Source organism: Marinifilum fragile JCM 15579 (assembly GCF_001310955.1).
Classification (GTDB): domain Bacteria; phylum Bacteroidota; class Bacteroidia; order Bacteroidales; family Marinifilaceae; genus Marinifilum; species Marinifilum fragile.
On the sequence record NZ_BAZX01000003.1, the window covers coordinates 174,838 to 196,235 of the forward strand.

Annotated in this window: 21 protein-coding genes, 4 tRNA genes and 1 other RNA gene; 10 read left to right on the top strand and 16 right to left on the bottom strand. The window is 34.8% G+C overall.

Going from position 1 to position 21,398, the window contains the following annotated elements; all coding sequences use genetic code 11:
* Positions 1-112 precede the first annotated feature (112 nt).
* From JCM15579_RS04000 to ffs, 6 genes are all read right to left on the bottom strand, one after another.
* The gene (locus JCM15579_RS04000) at positions 113-676 is read right to left on the bottom strand and encodes a transaldolase family protein (RefSeq protein ID WP_245625819.1); all 564 of its coding nucleotides are present in this window, start codon (positions 674-676) and stop codon (positions 113-115) included.
* 247 nt (positions 677-923) lie between these two features.
* Positions 924-997: transfer RNA gene (locus JCM15579_RS04005), tRNA-Thr, on the bottom strand.
* Positions 998-1,007: 10 nt separating this feature from the next.
* Positions 1,008-1,079: transfer RNA gene (locus JCM15579_RS04010), tRNA-Thr, on the bottom strand.
* A 37-nt stretch (positions 1,080-1,116) separates the two neighbouring features.
* Positions 1,117-1,190: transfer RNA gene (locus tag JCM15579_RS04015), tRNA-Thr, on the bottom strand.
* A 63-nt stretch (positions 1,191-1,253) separates the two neighbouring features.
* Positions 1,254-1,330 (bottom strand) — tRNA-Thr (locus JCM15579_RS04020).
* Positions 1,331-1,358: 28 nt separating this feature from the next.
* Positions 1,359-1,457, bottom strand: an RNA gene (gene ffs, locus JCM15579_RS19985) — signal recognition particle sRNA small type.
* Positions 1,458-1,709: 252 nt separating this feature from the next.
* On the opposite strand from ffs, the gene JCM15579_RS04025 reads away from it, so the two are divergent.
* The 4 genes from JCM15579_RS04025 (at position 1,710) to JCM15579_RS04040 (ending at position 5,096) form a co-directional block, all read left to right on the top strand.
* A complete protein-coding gene (locus JCM15579_RS04025; protein ID WP_054716082.1) occupies positions 1,710-2,267 on the top strand; it encodes a DUF4199 domain-containing protein in 558 nt (185 codons plus the stop codon).
* Between the two features lie 9 nt (positions 2,268-2,276).
* Entirely contained in the window at positions 2,277-3,224 is a 948-nt protein-coding gene (locus tag JCM15579_RS04030) for a glycosyltransferase family 2 protein (protein ID WP_054716085.1), read from the top strand.
* Positions 3,225-3,304: 80 nt separating this feature from the next.
* Positions 3,305-4,081: a class I SAM-dependent methyltransferase gene (locus JCM15579_RS04035; RefSeq protein WP_054716088.1), complete on the top strand. Its 777-nt coding sequence runs from the start codon at positions 3,305-3,307 to the stop codon at positions 4,079-4,081.
* Between the two features lies 1 nt (position 4,082).
* A complete protein-coding gene (locus JCM15579_RS04040; RefSeq protein ID WP_262493480.1) occupies positions 4,083-5,096 on the top strand; it encodes a glycosyltransferase family 2 protein in 1,014 nt (337 codons plus the stop codon).
* A 34-nt stretch (positions 5,097-5,130) separates the two neighbouring features.
* Here JCM15579_RS04040 and miaA read toward each other — a convergent pair whose 3' ends face one another.
* The 8 genes from miaA to JCM15579_RS21760 all read right to left on the bottom strand — a co-directional run bounded on the left by miaA (position 5,131) and on the right by JCM15579_RS21760 (position 13,115).
* Positions 5,131-6,033, bottom strand: coding sequence for a tRNA (adenosine(37)-N6)-dimethylallyltransferase MiaA (gene miaA / locus JCM15579_RS04045; protein WP_054716090.1), 903 nt, complete (start codon positions 6,031-6,033; stop codon positions 5,131-5,133).
* 112 nt (positions 6,034-6,145) lie between these two features.
* Positions 6,146-6,721: an IS1096 element passenger TnpR family protein gene (locus JCM15579_RS04050; protein WP_054716093.1), complete on the bottom strand. Its 576-nt coding sequence runs from the start codon at positions 6,719-6,721 to the stop codon at positions 6,146-6,148.
* A 13-nt stretch (positions 6,722-6,734) separates the two neighbouring features.
* Positions 6,735-7,799, bottom strand: a complete 1,065-nt coding sequence (locus JCM15579_RS04055) for an acyl-CoA reductase (protein ID WP_054716097.1) — start codon at positions 7,797-7,799, stop codon at positions 6,735-6,737.
* A 109-nt stretch (positions 7,800-7,908) separates the two neighbouring features.
* A complete protein-coding gene (locus JCM15579_RS22210) occupies positions 7,909-8,214 on the bottom strand; it encodes a DUF2752 domain-containing protein (RefSeq protein WP_054716100.1) in 306 nt (101 codons plus the stop codon).
* A gap of 19 nt (positions 8,215-8,233) precedes the next feature.
* Entirely contained in the window at positions 8,234-8,911 is a 678-nt protein-coding gene (locus JCM15579_RS04065) for a hypothetical protein (RefSeq protein ID WP_054716102.1), read from the bottom strand.
* 106 nt (positions 8,912-9,017) lie between these two features.
* Entirely contained in the window at positions 9,018-11,570 is a 2,553-nt protein-coding gene (locus JCM15579_RS04070; RefSeq protein ID WP_054716105.1) for a bifunctional aconitate hydratase 2/2-methylisocitrate dehydratase, read from the bottom strand.
* Positions 11,571-11,757: 187 nt separating this feature from the next.
* On the bottom strand, positions 11,758-12,765 hold the full coding sequence (gene gap, locus JCM15579_RS04075; RefSeq protein ID WP_054716107.1) for a type I glyceraldehyde-3-phosphate dehydrogenase: 1,008 nt from the start codon (positions 12,763-12,765) through the stop codon (positions 11,758-11,760).
* 221 nt (positions 12,766-12,986) lie between these two features.
* Complete coding sequence (locus JCM15579_RS21760) at positions 12,987-13,115, bottom strand: hypothetical protein (protein ID WP_262493481.1); 129 nt, start codon at positions 13,113-13,115, stop codon at positions 12,987-12,989.
* A 159-nt stretch (positions 13,116-13,274) separates the two neighbouring features.
* Between JCM15579_RS21760 and JCM15579_RS04080 the strand changes: the two genes are divergently transcribed.
* Positions 13,275-15,008 carry a BamA/TamA family outer membrane protein gene (locus JCM15579_RS04080; RefSeq protein ID WP_054716110.1) on the top strand — a complete coding sequence of 578 codons (1,734 nt, stop codon included), beginning with the start codon at positions 13,275-13,277 and terminating at the stop codon, positions 15,006-15,008.
* A gap of 265 nt (positions 15,009-15,273) precedes the next feature.
* Here JCM15579_RS04080 and JCM15579_RS04085 read toward each other — a convergent pair whose 3' ends face one another.
* A complete protein-coding gene (locus tag JCM15579_RS04085; protein WP_054716114.1) occupies positions 15,274-15,834 on the bottom strand; it encodes a hypothetical protein in 561 nt (186 codons plus the stop codon).
* A gap of 176 nt (positions 15,835-16,010) precedes the next feature.
* Between JCM15579_RS04085 and JCM15579_RS04090 the strand changes: the two genes are divergently transcribed.
* Positions 16,011-16,661 carry an NAD(P)H-binding protein gene (locus tag JCM15579_RS04090; RefSeq protein WP_054716118.1) on the top strand — a complete coding sequence of 217 codons (651 nt, stop codon included), beginning with the start codon at positions 16,011-16,013 and terminating at the stop codon, positions 16,659-16,661.
* On the opposite strand, the gene JCM15579_RS04095 is transcribed toward JCM15579_RS04090, so the two are convergent.
* The gene (locus JCM15579_RS04095; RefSeq protein WP_054716122.1) at positions 16,658-17,416 is read right to left on the bottom strand and encodes an SDR family NAD(P)-dependent oxidoreductase; all 759 of its coding nucleotides are present in this window, start codon (positions 17,414-17,416) and stop codon (positions 16,658-16,660) included. The genes JCM15579_RS04090 and JCM15579_RS04095 overlap by 4 nt on opposite strands.
* 147 nt (positions 17,417-17,563) lie before the next feature.
* On the opposite strand from JCM15579_RS04095, the gene JCM15579_RS04100 reads away from it, so the two are divergent.
* From JCM15579_RS04100 to porT, 4 genes are all read left to right on the top strand, one after another.
* A complete protein-coding gene (locus JCM15579_RS04100) occupies positions 17,564-19,597 on the top strand; it encodes an AIR synthase related protein (protein WP_083464519.1) in 2,034 nt (677 codons plus the stop codon).
* Positions 19,567-19,728, top strand: a complete 162-nt coding sequence (locus tag JCM15579_RS20155; protein ID WP_157471323.1) for a hypothetical protein — start codon at positions 19,567-19,569, stop codon at positions 19,726-19,728. Before JCM15579_RS04100 ends, JCM15579_RS20155 begins: the two co-directional genes overlap by 31 nt.
* 221 nt (positions 19,729-19,949) lie before the next feature.
* Entirely contained in the window at positions 19,950-20,624 is a 675-nt protein-coding gene (gene ubiE, locus JCM15579_RS04105) for a bifunctional demethylmenaquinone methyltransferase/2-methoxy-6-polyprenyl-1,4-benzoquinol methylase UbiE (protein WP_157471325.1), read from the top strand.
* A 42-nt stretch (positions 20,625-20,666) separates the two neighbouring features.
* Positions 20,667-21,371 carry a type IX secretion/gliding motility protein PorT/SprT gene (porT, locus tag JCM15579_RS04110; RefSeq protein ID WP_054716125.1) on the top strand — a complete coding sequence of 235 codons (705 nt, stop codon included), beginning with the start codon at positions 20,667-20,669 and terminating at the stop codon, positions 21,369-21,371.
* Positions 21,372-21,398 lie beyond the last annotated feature (27 nt).

Below are 21,398 nucleotides of genomic sequence, written 5' to 3' on the forward strand. Positions count from 1 at the left end.
TCACAATCCAATCTTAGCTTATTTATTTTCAGTCCAAAGCGTATAATTGTAATATGTATAAAAGAAAAAAGGAGTGCTATTGCACTCCTTTGATTATTTCATTTAAATATTATTAGCTGTTCAATTTATTGTAATCAGCTAAAAATTGTTCTAAACCTTTATCAGTTAATGGGTGCTTTAATAGACCAGTAATTGCATTTAAAGGGCATGTTGCTACATCAGCTCCAGCTTCAACACATTGTATAATATGCATAGTGTGGCGTATAGAAGCTGCTAAAACTTGCGTATCAAAACCATAGTAATTATTCATGTCTGCAATTTGACGAATCAACTCAATACCATCTGTTGAAATATCATCAAGTCTTCCAACGAAAGGAGAAACATAGGTAGCACCAGCTTTTGCAGCTAGTAATGCTTGTCCTACCGAGAAAATTAAAGTACAGTTTGTACGAATGCCTTTTGAACTTAGGTATTTTACAGCTTTTATACCATCCTTGGTGCAAGGAACTTTAACCACAATCTGAGGATGTAATGCTGCTAACTCTTCTCCTTCAGAAATCATTCCGTCAAAATCAGTAGCTATAACTTCTGCGCTAACGTCTCCATCAACTATATCGCAAATATCAACATAGTGTTGTTTGATGTTTTTTTCTCCTTTGATTCCCTCTTTAGCCATAAGAGAAGTTGGTAGTTACGCCGTCAAGAACTCCTAAATCTTGTGCTTCTTTAATCTGATCAAGATTAGCTGTGTCAATAAAAAACTTCATTTTACGATTTTTAGTTTGTTTTAAGTCGAAAACGAAAATACACTAAATTCTTATGAAGAACAAAGCTATATTAAGTTTAAACGGATAATAAAAAAGAGATGTGAAATAATTTCGTATCGATTTGATTCGAAAATAAAACTGGAAAGATAAAAAAAGAGCCGATGGAGGGACTCGAACCCACGACCTGCTGATTACAAATCAGCTGCTCTAGCCAGCTGAGCTACATCGGCGAATTTTTTGAGCCATTGACGAGATTTGAACTCGTGACCTCTTCCTTACCAAGGAAGCGCTCTACCCCTGAGCTACAACGGCAAAGTAACAATTGTAACTTAGGGTAACTAAGTATTAGAGCCGATAGAGGGACTCGAACCCACGACCTGCTGATTACAAATCAGCTGCTCTAGCCAGCTGAGCTACATCGGCAATTGCTACTCGCAAAAATATTTTAAAGAACGAAAGAAAGTCGTTAAACTTTCTTTTTGTTGATGGAGCCGATAGAGGGACTCGAACCCACGACCTGCTGATTACAAATCAGCTGCTCTAGCCAGCTGAGCTACATCGGCATTTTTTAAACCTAAAAGGCATAAAAAAAGTGGGCAAGCAACAACGTCGCACCGCTACAACCACTTACCCTTGCTGCCTTCCGACCCTGGGGGGATTCAGTAGGAGCTGGTCGCGTAGTGCTTACCCGACGACAAAAGTAGAAAAAAGTTGTTTCCCCGCAAATAAAATATGGAACTTCTTCCTACAATTTTTTCATGGAATGCAGCAAGAGATTTATTTTCAGAGAAATAATTTTTCAAAAAAATGTCAAATATTTTTCAGATTTCTGTTCTTGCTGTAAAAACGGCTGTTTCGGATTGTAATAATTAAGCTTTTTTAATTGATACATTACCGTAAAAACGGATATCTTTGTGTTCGAAAAATCACAAATGAATTAAAATGTACTACAAAACTTTATTTAAACACTCATTTTTATTTGGGTCTTTGGTGGGAGCCGTATTAATATTGGCATCATTATCGTTTTACTGGAAAGGTGTTTCTATTAATTACAATCCTACACTTTTGTTTATAAACAGAGGCCTAATTATTCTGGGAATATATTTTGGAGTAAGAAAATATCGTGATGAGGTACTATTTGGCGTTATTTCATATGGTCGTGCTTTTGTTACTGGTGCTTTAATGATTGCTGTAGCTTCATCCTTTTATGCGATGTATATTTATATTCTAGCGAGTTATTTCGATGGAGGAATATTAAAGGAAGCAGTTGACTTTACCGAGAAGGGGCTTGTGGAGATTGGTTATGACGATGATCAGGTAGAATTGTTAATGTCATTTTACAGGAAAATTACTCCTGGTATTTTTGCATTCAGTCAGTGGTTAGGCAAGGTTATGGCAGGAGTTTTCTTTTCATTGATCGTGGCATTCTTTTTTAGACAAAAGAGAAATTTGTTTAATAACAGTCCTATTGATAAATTTAACAATTCAAAAAATCAATAAATACACGGTATGGATATTTCAGTTGTAGTTCCTTTGTTTAACGAGGATGAATCGATTCCCGAATTGGTAGCATGGATTGATAGAGTAATGACCCAAAATAATTTCAGTCATGAGATTATTTTGGTCGATGATGGAAGTAATGATACTTCGTGGGAGGTAATTGAGAAGTTACAGAAGAAATATTCGGCAGTACGTGGAATTAAATTTCGTAGAAATTACGGAAAATCGGCAGCGCTTTTTAGCGGGTTTGAATTGGCAAAAGGTGAGGTTGTGATTACCATGGATGCAGACTTGCAAGATTCTCCTGATGAAATTCCGGAATTGTATCGCATGATAAAGGAAGAAGATTTTGATTTGGTGTCGGGTTGGAAGCAAAAAAGATACGATCCAATTTCAAAAACCATTCCTAGTAAGTTTTTCAATAGAACAGCTCGTGCCATGTCGGGTATTAAATTGCACGATTTTAATTGTGGATTAAAAGCCTACAAGAACAAAGTGATTAAGAGTATAGAAGTGTATGGAGAAATGCACAGGTATATTCCAATTCTCGCTAAGCAAGCTGGTTTTGTTAGAATTACTGAGAAGGTTGTGCAACATCAGGAACGAAAATATGGAGTTACCAAATTTGGGTTGAATCGTTTTATTAATGGATTTCTTGACCTATTATCGATAACCTTCATTAGCAAGTTTGGTAAAAAACCAATGCATTTTTTTGGCTTATTGGGTACATTCATGTTTTTTGTTGGATTCTTTGCATCTGCTTGGATTGGACTCCAAAAAATCTATAGTATGAGTCAGGGAATTAAGGCACCCTTGGTAACCGATAGTCCTTATTTTTACATTGCATTGGCTACCATGATTATTGGTACTCAGTTGTTTTTGGCAGGTTTTGTTGCCGAATTGATTAGTCGTAGTTCATCGGAAAGAAATACTTACCAAATCGAAAAAGAAATCTAAACGCAATTATAAGTTATGAGTGTTGAGTTATAAATTTACACTCATAAAACTTATTGGTTGATAATTATAGCAAACAACTCATGATAAAAGGAGTTATAAGATTATTATTACAAATATTTCCTCGTCCGTTTTTAATTCGGCTCAGTTTATTAATTAATCGAATTATTGCTGTTTTTCTAATTGGAAATAAAGTTGAATGTCCGGTTTGTTGTGGTAAGTTTAGAAAGTTTTTACCATACGGATACACCAAAGAAACAGGAAGAGACAATTGTTTGTGTCCAAAATGTTTATCCTTGGAAAGGCACCGATTAATGTGGTTGTATCTTAAGAATGAGACAGATTTTTTTAACAGAAACTTAAAGGTTTTGCACATTGCTCCAGAGCAGTGTTTTTATAAAAGATTTAAAGCACAATCAAACCTGGACTATACCACAGGCGATTTGGAATCACCAATTGCAGATGTTCATTTCGATGTGCAAGAAATTCCATTTGATGAGAATACATTTGATGTTGTTATCTGTAACCATGTGTTGGAACATGTAGAAAGCGACTCAAAAGCCATGAGCGAGTTCTATAGAATTCTAAAACCAAATGGATTTGCGATTCTTCAGGTGCCAATGGATACCGAGAATCCAAAGACAGAGGAGGATCCATCGGTTACCAATCCAAAGGAGAGGGAGAGATTGTATCGCCAGAAGGACCATGTTCGTTTGTATGGCTTAGATTATATAAGTCGATTACAAAAAGCTGGTTTTAAAGTTAAGGAAAGCAAATATTCCAAGAAATTTACTTCCGATGTAGCGGAGAGATATCGATTACCTGTGAATGAAATTTTCTACTTCAATCAAAAATTATAGAATGCATTCTGATATTCAATTTTCAATTATAATTCCGGTGTATAATCGACCGGATGAAATGAAAGAATTACTTGATAGTCTGTCGGCTCAGACTTATAAAGAATTTGAGTTGGTTGTGGTTGAAGATGGTTCTTCGATAAAATCTGAGGAACTTTGTAAATCATACGCTGATAGAATTAATATCTCATACTATTACAAAGAAAATCAGGGTCCTAGTATTGGGCGAAATTATGGTTTGGCCAAAGCAAAAGGGAACTATTTCTTGTTTTTTGATTCAGATTGTATTCTGCCTGCTCATTATATGGAAACCATTCATAAAGAATTGACTGGAAATTTTGTTGATTGTTATGGTGGGCCCGATGGAGCCATGGATGATTTTTCTGATTTTCAGAAAGCAGTTTCCTATGCCATGACTTCTTTTTTTACTACTGGTGGAATAAGGGGAGGAAAGAAGCAGGTTCATAAATTTCATCCAAGAAGTTTTAATTTGGGATTTTCGAAAGCGGTGTACGAAAATACAGGCGGATTTCCAGTAACTACAATGCACCCTGGCGAAGATATGGTGTTTGCCATTGAGGTAATTAAACGTGGTTTCGAAACCCGATTGGTAAGCAATGCCTATGTGTTTCACAAAAGAAGAATCTCTTTTAAGAAATTCTACAAGCAGGTTTTTGGCTTTGGAAAAACTCGCTATATCATTTCAAAACACTATCCTGAAACCTTTAAAATTTTCTTCTTGTTTCCATCTCTTTTTGTGTTGGGAACAATAGGTTCATTGCTTTTAGCTTTAATCCTTCATCAAGTTTTTGCCTTCCCGGTACTACTATATACGTTTCTTGTTTTTGCTGATGCCTTAACCAAAACCCAATCACTAAAAATTAGCATAAAAGCTTTGGCAGCAAGTTATGTGCAACTTTTTGCTTACGGAATTGGTTTTATGGATGCTGTGTGGAAGCACAAAGTACTTGGTAAAGATGAATTTGGTGTGTTTGGTAAAGGGTTTTATGAAGAGTAAATCTTAGTTCGAACCACGGTTTGCTCAAAGAATTTTAAGAAATATTCTTATCTAAATATTCGATAATCTTCTTTTCCTGATCAGGGTGGAACCATTGAATTTCATCATCTCTTCTAAACCAGGACAATTGTCGCTTAGCATATCTTCTGGAGTTACGTTTGATCAGTTCAATGGCTTTTTCTAAACTGATTTTATCTTCGAAATGTTCAAAGAGCTCTTTGTAACCAACCGTATTTAGAGAGTTATAGTGTCGGTATTCAAAAACGGATTTTGCCTCTTCAATTAAGCCTTCTTCTATCATGATATCTACTCTTCGATTAATTCTATCGTAAAGTTCTTTGCGATCGCGATTTAATCCAATTTTAATGATATCAAAGTCTCTTTGTTTTCTCGAATTGGTTCTCAATTCAGAATATGGCTTTCCTGCCATCAGGCAAATTTCAACAGCATGGATTACTCTTTTGGCATTCTTTAAATCAACTTGATTGTAAAAAACAGGATCGAGTTGTTTCAATTGCATTCTCATATACTCCAATCCCTCTTTTTCATACTTCTCAAAAACTTCTTTTCTTAGTTCTGGATCAATTGTTGGAATTTCATCAATGCCATTGCATACTGCATCGATATACATCATACTGCCTCCAACCAATAAAACCTCATCTTTTTCCTGGAAAAGATCTTCAAGCAAAGCCAATGTTTGTTTTTCACACTCCCATGAACTGAAATAATCATGTATGGAATGAGTATGAATAAAATGATGTTTAACAGCTTCCAGTTGCTCAGGTTCAGGAACTGCCGTGCCAATACGCATTTCGCGATATACTTGTCTGCTATCGGATGAAGAGATTTCGGTGTTAAAATGCTTGGCAATATTGATGCTTAAATCAGTTTTACCTACTCCGGTTGGGCCAAGTATAACAATTAGTGTTTTTGGCATAGCGTATAAAAATGAGAATTGGTGTATTGAGTATCAATCAACAAATAATGAGTAAAGTCTTTGTTTCAAACCGCAAGACATTACTCATTATTTATTGAAAATTATTCATTGATTACAGGATGTCCTCGTAATCATCAAGGTTTTCAAATTCAGGACCTTCGTTAAAATCATCATCAAAATCAGCTAGGTAATCATCGGCTGTATTCGGAGCTTCTTTTTTAGCACCTGTATCCATGCTTCCTAAATCCAGGCCAGCAAAATTTTCAGCATCCATCATTATTTGCTGTGGCGCTTTTCCTTTGGCAACAATGCATTTTGGGTAATCAGAAGTTGATTTTGCAATTCCTTTTTCGATTAATTCAACATTGAAATATCTGTCAGAGAAAAAGTCAAATACATATATTAAGTCAGAATTTTCTTTTGATGAGAATTCACGAATCATTGCAACGTCCATCGCAACAACATTCATGTTGTCATCTTCCTCGGTATTCATTTCAAATAATGCAATTTCCAAACCTCTTTGTCCATCTGCACCTATTTGGTAAAACGAGGCCATCTGAGAACTATCGTACCCAACGGATTCTTGAATTGCATTGTGCATATCCAACCATGTTTGTTCATGTCCAATCTCTATTTCTCTCTCGAAATCATCAACCTCGGTAGAGGTTATTTTAAATCTGTATATCATTGTGTAAGTTCTCTTATAATTCTGTTAAAAATTGCATTGTATCTACATTGTCAGCGTAGTCCCATAATTGAGGTTCTTGAGCTTTTCCAAAAGGAATGGTATCATCTAAATTCGAAGCAACAATACATTGAATTAACTCAGAATCAAGCTTTAGTTTTTGTTCGATATCCTGAAGTTCGGAATAATATTCAAAGTAAACAACCCCTACAGGCGATGCAATTTCTGTATTCTCTTGTAGTAACAAAAATCCATTGTCGTAATGTTGAATTTTATTCATTAACAACAGTGATCGTTGGTAATCGTAGTTGTTAGCATATTTGCTGTGATCGATGATGTGTTTATAATCTTCCCAATGTTTAAGTAAGTTGGTAATATCGTAATTCTTAGGAATATATAGTTTTGATACATTTCTGCATCCTAAACCAAAATACAGGAAGATATCATTGCCTAGTGCTTTAATTTCTTCCTCGGTTTCATTGCCTGATATTACCGCAACAGAGTTTCTGTTTCTTCTAATAATATTAGGGTATTTCGAGAAATAAGCGTCAAAGTATCTGGCCGAATTGTTACTTCCGGTTGCTATAATTGCATCGAAGCTGGTTTCACCACTTAGTTGTCCGGATTGAAAATGGATAAGATTTTCGAATTCTGGATTCAAGTTAATCAATAGTTTCGCAATGAAATCAAGCAATTGATTGTCTTTGGCAGATAATTTTCCAATAAAGGTATGACCTGAGATTAATACTGAAAGCATATCGTGAAAACCAACCATTGGAATATTTCCTGCCATAATTATAGCAACATTTTTATTGGTGTTGTTTTCTGAAACCTGGTATTTTTTGAGCCATTGGTTTAAGTTCTCTTCTGTTAAGAATTGACAAATACCCTGTATTGAAGCTCGAACATGATTAGGAGTGAACCATAAGTTTTCGTTTGAAACCCTGTTTAGTAATTCCTTAAATTCTTCAAAGTATTGAGCGTTTAACTCGTGCTTTGTTATTTGTATTTCTTCCTTTGAAAATTGCTTTAAGAACTTACCTAGTTCAACAAATGCACTAATTCTTTCCTGAATCTTCATATTGATATTTGTAGCTTACAGGACCTTTATTGGTCTATTTTTGAATCGATGCAAATATAAGAATTGTATGGAATTATTTAATATTCTTTTATGTAGGAAAAGGAGGAGATTAACTCTGGGAAATCAATTTAATGATGTAGTTGGAAAGTATTAGAGTAATACTTAAAAAGAAGGATGATTTTAGTGTTACAGCAGTTAGTTTTGAATTGAATTTTAGATGAATAAAGAAGAGAAGGATAGTTGTAATGATCGGAACTAGTGCTGGATAGGTTTGAATAGATTCCCAGATGTTGCCTTTTAACAATTCTATTACAGCAGATTGAAATCCGCAGCCTGGACAAGCAATTCCCATGTGCTTTTTAAAAACACATGGGAATTGCATTTGTTCTATCCATCGAATGAATTCTTGCCACATTTAACAAGTAATGTAATTTTTAATGTGAGTTATAATAATTAAATAGTTTCTTAAGGTGCTGTTCTTTTTTTAGTTTAAGTTTATTTTCTTTAATAAACTTAGCGAGTTCAGGTTTGTCTAACAAAGACAAAATTTCATTTTTCTTAGAAGGTAATTGTACCGCTGGTTTCCCCGCCTCCTGATAATATAGCTGTGAATCTATTTTATATGAACTGGGTTTGTTTGTGTGATATCCGGTTGCAAGTCTTTCGTTTCCTTTGACGAAAACACATTTGTAATGTTTCAATAGTTTTAGTTTGCCAAATGCTAATTCCTGGAAATAATCTGTTTTAGTTTTTCCTGCTAAGTTGTAGCTGGTATATATAAATTTTTTATCGGATACAACAATAGAGTCAATTTGGGCAAACTTATTTAAAACAACAGTGTCTTTTAAATTGTTGATTAAATGAAACTCTTTGTTGTATACAAAATACCTTAGAGGAGCTAATGTTGAATGGGTAACAAGTTTAGAGTAAATTATTCCAGATTTCCAATCATCAAGATAAACTTCATAATTTGGATTTGTACCGTTTAAGATATTAGCATCATATACGTCTCTAATTTTATCCTGAAGAAGCCTTGCATCTTTTGTTGAAACTTGCGCTAGTCCGATGCTTGATAAGCATAGGAAAAACAAAATGATTTGAATTTTTTTCATTGTTTTGTGGTTTGGTTAGTAAGTAGTTATCGAAGGTAATAAAAATTTTATATAAAAAAAAGCCGATGTTAAATACATCGGCTTTCTATATTGAATTAAGAATTGGTTATTGATCTCTTCTTTGGTATAGAGCATCTTCCATATCCATTTCGTCGAACTGCATGTATTTATATACTTCAGCTTCGTGTTCCTGGATTTTCTCTTTGTACATTTCCAGATACTCAGCTGGAGTTGGTAGTTTACCCATTACGGAAACAACAGCACCAAGTTCAGCAGATCCCAGGTATACCTGAGCTCCTGTACCCATACGGTTGTTAAAGTTACGAGTAGAAGTAGAGTATACAGTTGAATTATCTGGTACTCTCAACTGGTTACCCATACAAAGCGAACAACCTGGAGTTTCAACACGAACACCTAACTGAGAGAAAGTTGAGAAAGTAGCTTCTTCTTTCAATACAGCAGCATCCATACGTGTTGGAGGTGCCATGTAAGTTCTTACCTTATCTGATGGAGTTGATCCTTTCCAAACTTTTTCACAAGCACGGAAGTGACCAATGTTAGTCATACATGAACCGATGAATACATCCTGAATTTCGGTATTTGCAACTTCAGAAAGTAATTTTACATCATCCGGATCGTTCGGACAACACAAGATTGGCTCAGTAATTTCAGCAAGATCAATTTCGATTGTAGCAGCATATTCTGCATTTTCATCTCTTTCGATCAATGTTGGATTTGCCAACCACTCATTACAAGCATCAATTCGGTTTTGGATAGTTTGTGCATCTTCGTAACCCATTTTGATCATTGATTCCATCAAGGCAACGTTAGATTTTACATACTCTACAACACGTTCTTCTGATAACTTAATACAACCAGCAGCAGCAGAACGCTCAGCAGTAGCATCAGTTAACTCGAATGCTTGCTCAACAGTAATATCTTCAAGACCTTCCATCTCGATAATCTTACCATTGAAAATGTTGATTTTATTTTTCTTAGGAACAGTTAACTGTCCGTTCTTTATTGCGAAATATGGAATAGCATTTACCACATCACGTAAAGTGATACCTGGGTTTAGCTTGCCTTTGAATTTAACCAATACTGATTCTGGCATATCCAAAGGCATGAAACCTAATGCACCAGCAAAAGCAACCAAACCAGAACCTGCAGGGAATGAAATACCCAATGGGAAACGAGTGTGAGAGTCACCACCTGTACCAACAGTATCAGGAACCAATAAACGGTTCAACCATGAGTGAATTACACCATCACCTTGTTTCAATGGCACACCTTTACGATCTGCCATAAATTTAGGCATGCTTTTGTGCATTGCCACGTCAGTTGCTTTTGGATAAGCAGCAGTGTGACAGAAAGACTGCATGAACATTGGCGCTTCGAATTTCAAACAAGCCAATTCTTTGATTTCGTCGCGAGTCATAGGACCAGTAGTATCTTGAGAACCTACAGTTGTCATTTTTGGCGCACATGATGTTCCTGGCAATACACCTTCAACACCACAAGCTTTACCCACAATTTTCTGAGCCATTGTATAACCTTGGTTAGGTTTTGGCTGAGGGTTGTTGGCTACTTTAAAAATATCAGTAGCAGGCATTCCTAATAAAGTACGAGATTTTTCAGTTAATGCTTTACCAATAATCAAAGGAATACGTCCTCCAGCTCTGTACTCATCAGTTAGAGTGTCTGGAGTTAGAGTATAAGTAGAAATCACCTCGCCATCACGAGTAATTTCACCTTTTACATTGTTAATGATGATTTCATCACCAGTATTTAATACCGAAACATCAGTTGTGATTGGCAATCCACCTGAATCCTGAGTAGTGTTGTAGAAAATTGGAGCAATAGCACCACCAATTACTACACCTGCTGTACGTTTGTTTGGAACACATGGAATATCTTCACCAATGTGCCATAACAATGAGTTGGCAGCTGATTTACGAGAAGAACCAGTACCTACAACATCACCTACAAAAGCAACTTTGTGACCTTCTTTTCTCCATCCAGCGATAGTTTCGATACCATCCTCAAAACGACCAGCTCCCATAGCCAAAGCATGCAATGGAATATCAGGGCGAGTAAATGCTTGCGATGCAGGCGAGAAATCATCAGTGTTGATTTCACCTTCAACTTTGTAAACTTTTAATTTGATTTCTTCTGGTAACTCTTCACGAGAAGTAAACCATTCTGCGTTTGCCCAAGATTCGATTACGCTTTTGGCAGCAGCGTTGGTTTTAGATAGCTCAGCTATAGTTTCGAAAGCATCGTAAACAAGAATAATGCCTTTAAGTGCTTCAGCAGCATCCATAGCTAACTCTTCGTTTTTCAATGCTTCTACCAATACCTGAACATTGTAACCACCCATCATTGTTCCAAGAATTTCAATCGCTTTTTTCTTGTCGATTAATGGAGTTGATACTTCGTTTTTAAGAATTTGACCTAAGAATTCAGCTTTAACTTTAGTTGAGTCGTCAACACCAGGTGCAATTCTTTCAGTAAAGAGGTGAAGTAAAAAATCTTCATTTCCTTGAATAGGATTTTGTAACAAAGCACATAAATCTTGAGTCTGCTCAGCATTCAAGGGTAAGGCTGGAATTCCTTTGGCATTCCTTGCCTCTTCATGTTTTAGGTATTGTTCTAACATTTTCTTTTTGAAATTGTTGTTTAAGTGTAATATCAGTTTTTATAATAGCGAATTATTTCTCTAAATACAGAGCAAACATATGGTTTTTCTGATTACGTGATTCGAAGAATTATGTGTTTTATATCATATATGTTCAAAAAAAAAGACCCCGAAAATCGGAGTCTTTTAATCTTATATTTTGTATGGATTATTTTACAGAATCCATGTATTCGATTAATTCGCATACTTTAGTAGAGTAACCCATTTCGTTATCGTACCAAGATACAACTTTAACGAAAGTTGGAGATAACTGAATACCTGCACCTGCATCGAAGATAGAAGTTCTTGAATCACCAATGAAGTCGTTAGATACAACAGCATCTTCAGTATATCCTAATACTCCTGCTAATTCACCTTCAGAAGCTTCTTTCATTGCAGCACAAATAGCTTCGTAAGTAGTTTCTTTTTCTAAACGAACAGTTAAGTCAACTACAGATACATCTGGAGTTGGAACACGGAATGACATACCAGTCAATTTACCGTTCAAAGCAGGAATTACTTTACCTACAGCTTTTGCAGCACCAGTTGATGAAGGGATGATGTTTTGACCAGCACCACGTCCACCTCTCCAGTCTTTAGCAGAAGGACCGTCAACAGTTTTTTGAGTAGCAGTAGTTGCGTGAACAGTAGTCATTAAACCTTCGATAATACCGAATTTGTCGTTCAATACTTTTGCAACAGGAGCTAAACAGTTAGTAGTACAAGAAGCGTTAGAAACGAAAGTCATGTCGTTAGTGTATTCTTTGTTGTTAACACCCATAACGAACATTGGAGTATCATCTTTTGATGGAGCAGACATTACTACTTTCTTAGCACCAGCATCGATGTGACCTTGAGCAGTTTCTTTAGTTAAGAAAAGACCAGTAGATTCAACAACGTACTCAGCTTCAACAGCACCCCAGTTAATATCAGCAGGATTTCTTTCAGCAGTAACACGAACTACGTTTCCATTAACAATTAGCTGACCATCTTTAACTTCAACTTCACCGTTGAATTTACCGTGAGTAGAATCATATTTCAACATGTAAGCCATGTAATCTACATCGATAAGGTCGTTAATTCCAACTACTTCGATGTTTCCTTTAGCGATAGCCTGACGGAATACGAAACGTCCGATACGGCCAAATCCATTGATACCAATTTTAATCTTTGACATTGTGTATAAATTTTAATTTATAAACCCTTTGTTTCTCAATGGCAAAAGTATGTATTTTAAAAATATTTTGTATAGAAAAATTAAAAAAAAAACAAGATATTTTCATTGAGGATTTCATGTTTAATAAACACTAAATCAGTAAGATGAATTCGATTAAAACGATTGCAATTGCATTTCATAAGCAAAAAAAAATCTCATTTTAATGAGATTTTTTCTTAGGACTAAGCCTTTTTTAGCGTATTGCTTGTATCAGCTTTGGTATATGCAGGACATTTTTTGTCAACAGCACACGAACTGGCAAATAATCCTAAAAGAAATATAATAGCTATGGCATAAAGTGTTTTTTTCATAGGTAATAAATTTATGATTGAGACTAATTTTAAAAATTTTGGAAAAGATATAAAAAAAGTTCTAATTGTGGTTAATTATAATCTTATGCTTGTAATTTCGTTGTGTTAAAATTTTGTCTACTAACAAGCCTACTATATAATTTGGAGAGTTTTATAAATATGAAAAAAGTAATCCTTCTAGGAATGTTATTCTTTGCAGGATGGCTTACTGTATTATCTCAGGATAAAGTTCAATTGGATGTAGTTGTAGAGAATAATTTTGCTTCTATTGCAAAGTCACTTAGTCGGATTCAAGGAAAATATCCAAATGTAAATGCAGCTTTAAGCAAATTAGAGCGTAAAATACAAAAGGCAAGACAAACTGGATATTTAGAAGCAAATTTAGATTCTTTGGTTTCAAAAAACGATAAGTTATTAGCTTACATTCATATTGGAGATAGGTACTTCATAAATCGTATCTCTCACAGAGGAATTAATCAAAAAGATTCCATGAACTTTTCCTTTAGGTTGGATGGTAAGAAAAGAATTCAGCTAAGTGAGATAGAAAAATTTCAGCAAAATATTATTGAGACATATAATAATAAAGGGTATCCTTTTGCTAAAATTTATAATGATAGTTTAAGAATAAACAAGTCTGGATTAGAAGGCTTCTGGAATTTGAATAAAGGGAAGTTCGTGGTTTGGGACAGTATAAAGCTAAGAGGAAAGCTTAAAGTGCGAAAAGAGTTTATGATGAAATACCTTGACATTATCCCCAATACTCCTTTTAGCGAAAAGACCTTAAATAAAGTATCTGCCCGAATTAACAACTTGAGTTTTAGTAGAGAAATAAAGCCTTCAGAGGTCGAGTTTGTAAAAAATAAAGCTGTGCTTTACACATATTTGGACCGGGAAGCATCAAATCGGTTTGATGGAATTCTGGGTTTACAATCAGATAAGAATGATAACGAAAGTTTGACGGTAACCGGGGAAATCAATTTGCTTTTGAATAATGCATTTCGAATTGGGGAAGAAATGAAATTGAGTTGGAAAAAAATAGATACTAAAAGTCAAGATCTCACTCTTGGTTTTATGCATCCGTACCTAGTAGGAAATATAGGTTTTGATTTTGATTTTAATTTGTTTAAACAGGATACCACATACCTTTCAGCTAATTTAAATTTAGGTTTAAAGCTTTTTCAAAAGGGGAATCGTCATGTGAAATTGTATTATGAATATCATTCTTCTTCGCTAATATCTACTTCACATTTAAGTGGAATTACAGTATTGCCTGATTATGCTGATGTAAAAATAAACATGGGAGGAGTGGGTTTTAACTACTCAAATTTGGATTATCCTTTTAATCCTAAACGAGGTTGGCAGTTCAATGGATCAATTGGACTAGGCTCGCATAAGATTAAGAAAAACAGAAATATTCCAGATAATTTATATGATGGAATTGATTTGAGTGGTTCGCTACTAAAGATCGATTTGAAGGGAGAGGTTAATTTTCCGATAAGCCACAAAATTAGTTATAGGATAAAGAATCAATCTGGTGTGTTAACAGCTGATAACTTGTTTGGAAATGATTTGTTTAAAATTGGCGGTCTCAATAGTTTGAGAGGATTTGATGAGGCTTCGTTCAAAGTATCGAAGTATTCTATTGTAAGCAATGAATTGAGATTTATTCCGGAAAGAAATACGAGTTTTTATTTGTTTACAGACTTGGCTTACTATAAAAGTGAGATCTTAAAAAATAGTACAGAGGATTATCCTGTTGGAGTAGGATTTGGTTTAAGTTTTGCTACCAAAGCAGGAATATTTAGTTTAAATTATGCTTTGGGGAAACAAGAAAATCAGAGCTTTGATTTGAGAAACGCTAAAATTCATTTTGGTTTTATAAGCCGATTTTAAAAGAAAAGACCGGGAAAACTCGTTTTCTCGGCCTTTGTAAACATCAAACTTCAAATTATTAGTCGCGATTCTTATCAGTACTTTGATTTTTTTAATCGTTAGGTCAAAACTATCAATAATGTTTTAATTTCGCATACGTTTGAAATAAGTTTTAAAACATGGTGCAAACGTTTTAAAAAAATATATATTTGCATTAAAATAAAGCTTATACTGTATTGTTTTCTCTTGTATAACAGTGGATTGATTCTCTTTCTGAATAAAATTATTAAGCTTTTCCCCTTAATTGTACAAAAATTACATAAACAACAATAATAGCAATTGCTGTAATTGCAGAAGCAATTAATGTTGGTAATGTGCTGTTCGTAAAACTGTTGATTGCCAAAATAATTAATATTGCAGTAGGAACACCCAGTAAGAGAGAATTTGTAAGCAATTGAAAATTTGACTTGTTGGTTTTATCCAAAATCGTTTCTATGAATTCTGTATCAAGCTGGAAATTCTCTATTGCTTTCGAAAAGGCATTTAATTCTTCATTGTAATAGTGGTCTTCTACTCTAGTTCTAAAAAATCCAGATGTGGTGAATTTATAATTAGCATAGATGTTATAATCTAGCCTTTCCTTTTTAATGATTTCAATATTAACCGTTGTTCTCCATTTGGTGGGATTAAGAGAAGTCATATTCCCCCAAATACTACCTCGTTTAAAAGTCATACCATGTACATCAGCATCAATTAATTCATAACCTCTTACTTCGTAAAATTTTATAATATCTGACACCAATAATTTTTTATTTCTCTTGATATTGAATCCTATAAGTTTTTGCATGACTTGTGTGTGATATATTCAAATTTATTAAAATTTTGGTCTGAGGCCAAAATTGATTTAAAAACTAGTGAATGGTAATAGAATATTAAGCTGTCCTGAAGAGTTGGTTTTTGATTTTATCTTGAAAGCTGTAACTTGTCTTAAGAAAAGAACTAAACTTTTGAAATTATTGTGTTATGAAGGCAATTGTGAGTGGTGCTTCAGGATTTACCGGTGAAAAATTACTAAAACGTATTTTGGCGGATCAAGATTATACGAAAGTTTATGCTTTGGTAAGAAAGGAATTGCCTTTGAACCACCCTAAGTTGGAACAAATTGTAATCAACTTCGAATCTTTCGCTTCAGAACAAATTCCTTCTGAAATTGATGTGGCATTTTGTTGTATTGGAACAACAATAAGAAAAGCTCAAACAAAAGAAAATTTCAGAATAATCGATTACGAATACATCACAAAGTTTGCTAAGGTTTGTGAAGAAAAGGAGATTAGAAATTTCCATTTGATTAGTGCAATAGGCGCTAGTCCGAAATCTTATTTTTTCTATCAAAGAGTTAAAGGTGAAGCCGAATGCTTTATCAATTCACTGGAATTTGAATCGGTAACCATTTACAGACCTTCGGTAATTTATGGAGGAAGGAAAGAATTCCGGCTGTTCGAAAGCTTTGCTGCCTGGATCAGCCGAAATTTCAAGTTTTTATTTATCGGAAAAATGAATCGAATTCTTGCCGTTACAGGCGATCAACTAGCCAAAACTATTCATGTAAAATCAAAACAGTTTATTCCGGGTCGTTGGGTTATCGAATCCGAAGAAATTTCTGAAACCTATTAGTTACGAACAACATCTCTAGCCGAGGCTTGAGCTGTTGGCATGATAAGAATATCGTTAATGTTCACATGAGCAGGACGAGTTGCAATAAATTCCACAGTATCCGCAATGTCTTCTGCGTATAATGGTGTAAACCCGTTGTAAACCTGATCCGCTTGGTCTTTATCTCCTTTGAATCGAACAATGGAGAATTCAGTTTCAACCATGCCCGGAGCCACTGATGAAACTTTAATGTTATGAGGAAGCATGTCTATTCTCATACCTTTGGTCAAGGCATCCGCTGCATGTTTTGTGGCGCAATAAACATTTCCTCCAGGATATACTTCTTTACCAGCAATTGAGGTAACATTTATAATATGACCTTGTTTTCTTTCTATCATCAAAGGACTAACAGCTCTTGTAATATAAAGTAAGCCTTTAATGTTAGTGTCAATCATTCTTTCCCAATCATCAACAATACCATCTTGTAATGCCGAAACGCCAACAGCTAAACCAGCATTGTTTATCAAAAGGTCAATCTTCTTCCATTGTTCAGGTAAGTTGTTGATTTTTTCGAAAACCTCGTCTTGCTGTCTTACATCCAAAACCAATTTATAGATATTACATTGATGTTCTTTCAGAATTTCTTCTTCCAATCGAATTAAATTTTCTTCTCTTCTGCCCGAAATAATTAGGTCGTATCCAACCCTTGCCATTTTTTTAGCACAGGCTTCGCCAATGCCTGCTGTAGCGCCTGTTATAAAAGCTATTTTAGTCATTTTGTATTTGTGATATTAATTTTGTTTTGTTGTTAAGATTATAATTTACAATCAATCTTTTCTTGGTGATGTAAAGGTAAAAACTAAGGCGATAATTCGTGTTCCTATCTTATTTTTTTAAATTTAAAATATTCATCACCAATAAGCTTGCACCATGGAAAAACACGATGTATCAGTCAGGTTGCCGAAGATCTTGGCATAGGTAAAGAATCATACGATAATATTGTAGAGAGTTTAGGTCGAAATCCTAATCTGTTGGAACTGCAGATTTATTCTGTTATGTGGTCAGAGAACTTATCTTACAAAAGTTCGGTTTCATGGATATCCTCTTTGCCAAATAAAGGAGATAATATTATTGCAGGAGCAAAAGAGTCGAGTGCAGGCGTTGTTGATTTAGGAAATGGTGAATGTTGTGTATTCAAAATGGGAACGCATAATCATCCTTCTGGTATTGATCCATATCAGGGAGCTGCTACATGTGTTGGTGATGTGTGCAGAGATATTGTTTCCCTTGGAGCCAAACCGCAGATTATTCTAAATTCATTACGATTTGGTGATTCTACTTTGGATAGAACAAAATGGCTGATGGATGAAATCATTAAGGGAATTAATGACTATTCGAATGTTCTTTATATAGAAGATATTGGAAGTGAGATTTTCTATAACTCATCATACGATACAAACCCTATCGTGAATGTAATGGTGGCTGGAATTGTTTCCAAAGATAAACTTCTTTTTAATAGAAAAATGGAAGCAGGTCAAGTGTTGTTCATAGTTGGGAATCCTACAGGAGCGGAAGGAGTTTTTGGGCAAAACGAGAGTTTTACAATTCCCAAAGGGAATCCAGATCTCGGTAGTTCGTTAACCGATGCCATACTGAAACTCAACGAGCAAGATGCACTGATAAGAGTAGAGAATATGGATTTGGCAGGTATTATTAATTCATGTTCGGTTGTAAGTGCTCATGCCGATACAGGAATTGATATCGATTTAAATAAAATACCTTTAAGTCAGAATGGAATTAGCATTGAGGACGTGCTGTTGTCAAGAACCCAAGAGCGATTCTTGTTGGTTGCTGATAAGAAAAATACAACCCTAATTACAAGAACATTTGAAGATTACAATATTGTTTGTGAGGAGATTGGAGAATTAACAAGTAATAAATCCATAAGACTTTTTGAGAGTTCTAAAATAGTAGCCGAAGTCATTGGAAAGGATTTGGTAATGGGATTCGGAGCTCCACAAACCGATCGTAAATTTCACGACCTCATTCAGACAGACTCTATAGATTATCTTGAAACAATTCCAGAACCGGATAATTACTGGAAAGTGATCAATAAAATGGTGAATAATCCGAATTTGGTAATTAAAGAACACCTACAGCGAAATATTGAAGAAGCGATAGATAATTCACCATCTGATGCTCAAATCACATTTTTGGGAGACCATAAGAAAGCCGTTTGTTTTACTGTTTCTGGCAATTCGGTGTATTCTTTCAATAATGCTTACATTGGCGCACAAATTAATATTGCACGTGCTGCCAGAAGGATAGTGTGTTCAGGAGGTAAACCTTTAGCAATAAATGATTGCTTGAATTTTGGAAGCCCACTTGAAGAGAATGTATATTCTCAATTTGTAGCTACCATAAAAGGAATTGCAAAAGCAAGTTCATATTTCGAAACTCCTGTGGTAGGTGGAAATGTAAGCTTTTACAACGAAAGTTCTGTTTTAGGAAAGCGAAAGCCCATTAATCCAACACCAGTTATTGCTATGATGGGAACATTGCCAAGTAAGAAGAATCATATGTCTTATATTTTTAGAAACAAAGGCGAAATGATTTTCTTAATTGGTAAATCCAGAAATGATATATCGGGCTCAGAATATTTATGCTCTTACCACCAAAAATGCCAGGTGGGAATTCCGTACTTCAATATTGAAGATGAAATAGCAATTCATAAAACGATAGCCAAATTAATAGAGGCTAAGTTAATTTGTTCGGCTCATAGCGTTGAGCGTGGAGGTTTGTTCTTTAACCTAATTGAATCATCTATGCCGTTAGGTTTAGGTTTTGATATCACTTCGCCAGCCGAGGTTCGTATGGATGCATTCTTGTTTGGCGAAGCCAGGGAAGAGTTGTGGTTTCAGTATCAATGGAAAATGAAGACGAATTTGTTGACATGATGATGGAAAGCGGCTTGCCATTTTCAACTTTAGGACATGTCACAAAAGGTGAATTAAGAATTGATGATATTTCTTACGGTTATATCGAGGAATACAAGAAAATTTATATGAAAAATAATATTATCGGATAGATAATTGCTGAAAATATTAAGATGATAGATAACAAAGAATCAGATAATGGTTCTTTGTTTTTCATTCACTATATTTGTGCGATCGTAAATAGTTAACGATCGCATTGTTTTTGAAATCTATAAGATCTATTTAATAGATTTCCTACTATTAATTTGAAAAGAAAGTTCGTGGTAAATCCATATAAAGATTTAGATAAAGGGAAAAAGGCACAAGTTGCCTGATGTTCAATAATATTGCAAAGAAATATGATTTTTTGAATCATGTTTTGTCAATGGGAATTGATAAGTTGTGGAGAAAGAAGGCGGTAAAATTATTGAAACCTTTGGAACCCAAAATGGTTTTGGATATTGCTACAGGGACTGGCGACTTTGCTTTGGCAAATCTTAAGCTTAATCCCGATAAGGTTGTAGGAATAGATATTTCTACCGAGATGTTGGCTGTAGGGAGAGAAAAAATTGAAAAGAAAAACTTATCACATAAAATTGAATTATTGGAAGGTGATTCTGAAAATATTCAGTTCGAGGATAACACTTTTGATGCAATAACGGTGGCCTTTGGTGTTAGAAATTTTGAAAACCTTGAAAAAGGATTGTCAGAAATGAATCGTGTGGTTCGACCTGGAGGTAAAGTTGTGGTTCTTGAATTTTCAAAGCCAAGAAGATTTCCAATTAAACAGATCTATAATTTTTACTTTTTCAGGATTCTTCCATTCTGGGGAAGAATGGTGTCAAAAGATGCTTCGGCATATACTTACTTGCCGGAATCGGTTGATGCTTTCCCGGATGGTGACGAGTTCCTAAAGATTTATGAAGATTGTGGCTTTACTGAAACAAAACAGATAAAATTAAGTTTTGGGATAGCTTCTATATACATTGGAACTAAACCCATGCAATAAATTTATATTTTAGGGGTTATTACTAAAAATAAACGATCAAGATTGAAACGATTACTATTAATACTGCTCTGTCTGTCCTTTTTTTCTTCTGCTTTTTCGCAAAGTAGATATAAGCCTGAAAGCATACTGAATTATCAGAAAGTTGATCAGAAATGGTTACACTTTGGTTTTACATTGGCCGTAAATAATATGGACTTTGCCATATACAATTCAGGATTAACAGATGCCAGAGCTGAGCAGGTTGTTTTTTCTCCTGGATTTTCGGTAGGTATTGTTTCCGATTTGCGTTTGCATGAGAATTGGTCTTTAAGATTTTTACCAGGGCTGGAGTTTGGCGAACGAACCATTAAATATTCCAATTTGCCACAAGAAGATGTGAAGGTTGAATCGGTTTTGGTGAACCTTCCTTTATTGCTTAAATATCGCGCAAAGCGATTGAATAACTATCGACCATATTTAATTGGAGGAGCCAGTTACAAGATTGACGTACAATCGCAAGATGCGCTTGACCCTGAAAATAACATGCTGATTCGTTTAAACACTACCGATGTTTATTTGGAATTGGGTGCTGGTATCGATTTTTATTTGCCATACTTTAAGTTGGCTACAGAGTTGAAATTTGCAATAGGTTTACGCGATATCATCAATCATAGCTATGATATTGAGAACCCCGGTTATGAAGCATATACATCTGCAATTCGTGGAATGAACTCTAAAATAGTTACATTGTCCTTTCATTTCGAGTAATTTTTTACTCTTGCACTTTTTTTACCA

Excerpts from the sequence above, each read along its gene's own strand:
- JCM15579_RS04000 (WP_245625819.1), bottom strand. The coding sequence starts at position 676 with ATGGCTAAAGAGGGAATCAAAGGAGAAAAAAACATCAAACAACACTAT.
- JCM15579_RS04025 (WP_054716082.1), top strand. The coding sequence starts at position 1,710 with ATGTACTACAAAACTTTATTTAAACACTCATTTTTATTTGGGTCTTTG.
- JCM15579_RS04030 (WP_054716085.1), top strand. The coding sequence starts at position 2,277 with ATGGATATTTCAGTTGTAGTTCCTTTGTTTAACGAGGATGAATCGATT.
- JCM15579_RS04035 (WP_054716088.1), top strand. The coding sequence starts at position 3,305 with ATGATAAAAGGAGTTATAAGATTATTATTACAAATATTTCCTCGTCCG.
- JCM15579_RS04040 (WP_262493480.1), top strand. The coding sequence starts at position 4,083 with ATGCATTCTGATATTCAATTTTCAATTATAATTCCGGTGTATAATCGA.
- miaA (WP_054716090.1), bottom strand. The coding sequence starts at position 6,033 with ATGCCAAAAACACTAATTGTTATACTTGGCCCAACCGGAGTAGGTAAA.
- JCM15579_RS04050 (WP_054716093.1), bottom strand. The coding sequence starts at position 6,721 with ATGATATACAGATTTAAAATAACCTCTACCGAGGTTGATGATTTCGAG.
- JCM15579_RS04055 (WP_054716097.1), bottom strand. The coding sequence starts at position 7,799 with ATGAAGATTCAGGAAAGAATTAGTGCATTTGTTGAACTAGGTAAGTTC.
- JCM15579_RS22210 (WP_054716100.1), bottom strand. The coding sequence starts at position 8,214 with ATGTGGCAAGAATTCATTCGATGGATAGAACAAATGCAATTCCCATGT.
- JCM15579_RS04065 (WP_054716102.1), bottom strand. The coding sequence starts at position 8,911 with ATGAAAAAAATTCAAATCATTTTGTTTTTCCTATGCTTATCAAGCATC.
- JCM15579_RS04070 (WP_054716105.1), bottom strand. The coding sequence starts at position 11,570 with ATGTTAGAACAATACCTAAAACATGAAGAGGCAAGGAATGCCAAAGGA.
- gap (WP_054716107.1), bottom strand. The coding sequence starts at position 12,765 with ATGTCAAAGATTAAAATTGGTATCAATGGATTTGGCCGTATCGGACGT.
- JCM15579_RS21760 (WP_262493481.1), bottom strand. The coding sequence starts at position 13,115 with ATGAAAAAAACACTTTATGCCATAGCTATTATATTTCTTTTAGGATTA.
- JCM15579_RS04080 (WP_054716110.1), top strand. The coding sequence starts at position 13,275 with ATGAAAAAAGTAATCCTTCTAGGAATGTTATTCTTTGCAGGATGGCTT.
- JCM15579_RS04085 (WP_054716114.1), bottom strand. The coding sequence starts at position 15,834 with ATGCAAAAACTTATAGGATTCAATATCAAGAGAAATAAAAAATTATTG.
- JCM15579_RS04090 (WP_054716118.1), top strand. The coding sequence starts at position 16,011 with ATGAAGGCAATTGTGAGTGGTGCTTCAGGATTTACCGGTGAAAAATTA.
- JCM15579_RS04095 (WP_054716122.1), bottom strand. The coding sequence starts at position 17,416 with ATGACTAAAATAGCTTTTATAACAGGCGCTACAGCAGGCATTGGCGAA.
- JCM15579_RS20155 (WP_157471323.1), top strand. The coding sequence starts at position 19,567 with ATGGAAAATGAAGACGAATTTGTTGACATGATGATGGAAAGCGGCTTG.
- ubiE (WP_157471325.1), top strand. The coding sequence starts at position 19,950 with ATGTTCAATAATATTGCAAAGAAATATGATTTTTTGAATCATGTTTTG.